The sequence below is a fragment of the Streptomyces sp. UH6 genome (assembly GCF_013421635.1).
GTDB lineage: Bacteria > Actinomycetota > Actinomycetes > Streptomycetales > Streptomycetaceae > Streptomyces > Streptomyces abyssomicinicus.
The window spans coordinates 1-1,547 of sequence record NZ_JACADT010001186.1; the positions used below are offsets into that span (position 1 = coordinate 1).

General features: G+C 72.5%; 2 protein-coding genes and 1 pseudogene. 2 read left to right on the forward strand and 1 reads right to left on the reverse strand.

Going from position 1 to position 1,547, the window contains the following annotated elements; translation table 11 throughout:
- Nucleotides 1–540, reverse strand: a pseudogene (locus HW445_RS30460) (amino acid deaminase); the annotation flags it as partial.
- A 100-nt stretch (nucleotides 541–640) separates the two neighbouring features.
- Between HW445_RS30460 and HW445_RS30465 the strand changes: the two are divergent.
- Both HW445_RS30465 and HW445_RS30470 read left to right on the forward strand, forming a co-directional pair.
- A complete protein-coding gene (locus tag HW445_RS30465) occupies nucleotides 641–1,048 on the forward strand; it encodes a RidA family protein (RefSeq protein ID WP_180224028.1) in 408 nt (135 codons plus the stop codon).
- Between the two features lie 273 nt (nucleotides 1,049–1,321).
- The coding region (locus HW445_RS30470) for a helix-turn-helix domain-containing protein (RefSeq protein WP_180224029.1) at nucleotides 1,322–1,547 on the forward strand (226 nt) is incomplete at its 3' end.

Below are 1,547 nucleotides of genomic sequence, written 5' to 3' on the forward strand. Positions count from 1 at the left end.
GTCCCCGGCGGCCAGCTCCACCACCACGTCCACGGGCCGCCCGCCCACCTCGCCCAGGGCGGCGCTCATGAGCTCCACACCGCGTACCGAGTCGGCGTAGCAGATGATCCGGAAGGCCGGGTCGGCGTTCAGCTCGGACGCGATCCAGCGCAGGGCGGCCGGGTCGACCAGTTCGTTGGCGAGGAAGATCCGCCGCACTCCGAAGGCCCGCGCCACCCGCACCTGGTGCGGCACGGCCAGGGTGATGCCCCAGGCGCCGTGGTCCAGCTGGTCCTGGAACAGGCGCGGGGCCATCGTCGTCTTGCCGTGCGGGGCGAACGCCAGCCCGTGACGCTCGGTGTACGCCTCCATCAGCCGCAGGTTGTGCCGCAGCCGCTCCGCGGAGAGGGTCAGCACCGGGGTGGTGAAGCCGCCGGTGAACAGGTTCCGCCGCTGGGCGGCCAGTTCGCCCACGGTCAGGCCGTCGGCGTCCGTCGGCAGACCCTTGAACCGGTGGTCGATCCGCTCCCCGGCGAGACGGTTGACGGCATCCGCGGACATTCGGCCTCCTGTGCGCTGCGTGATCCGGGCTGCTTCACTCTCCCATGTCGTGCTGTTCCCGGGCACGGCCGCCGTCCACGACCAACCGGAGTGTTCACCCATGACGCAGAAGACCGCACTGACCCCCAGCACCCACACCACCCCGCCCGCGGCCTTCTCGCACGGGCTGCGCAAGGGGAACATCCTCCAGGTGGCCGGCCAGGTGGGCTTCCTGCCCGCCGAGGAGGGCAAGCCGGCCACGCCGGCCGGGCCGACGCTGCGCGAGCAGACGCTGCAGACCCTCGCCAACGTCAAGGCCGTGCTCGACGAGGGCGGCGCGCACTGGGACGACGTGATGATGCTCCGCGTCTACCTCACCGACGTGGACCACTTCGCCGAGCTGAACGAGATCTGGAACGCCTACTTCGCCGAGCACCTGACCCAGCCCCCGGCCTGCCGCACCACCGTCTACGTGGGGCTCCCGCCGGGCCTGCTGATCGAGATCGACGCGCTCGCCGTCCTGGACTGACGGACGGTCCGGTCTCCGCCGGGCCACGCCGACGTGGCCCGGCGGAGACGGCTCCTTCGCGAGGACGCCTCCATGATGGCCCCCATGTTCCCCCGGGCGTCCGCGCGCAGGAGGACCGGCACTCGACGTCCCCCGACACCCGGCGAGCGCGGCCGGGGCCCATCCTGTCGCCTCGTCACGTTGACCACGTGCCCCCGTCCCCTCACTGGACAATCTCCGGTCAACGTGAGATCAAAGCCAGCATCGCCGAGTGGCCGGGGGGTCGCACACGTCATGGGACGCCGGGAGAAGCCGATCGAGCCCGGACAGGGGGAGGTGGCCGAGTTCGCGGCCGACCTCCGCACGCTCCGGCGGCGCACCGGCGGCGTGCCGTACCGCGAACTCGCCTCCCGGGTTCCCTACTCGGCGTCGAGTCTCTCCGCCGCGGCCTCCGGGCACCGGCTGCCGGCCTGGCCGGTGGTCGCCGCCTACCTGGAGGCCTGCGGGGCGAGCAACGCGG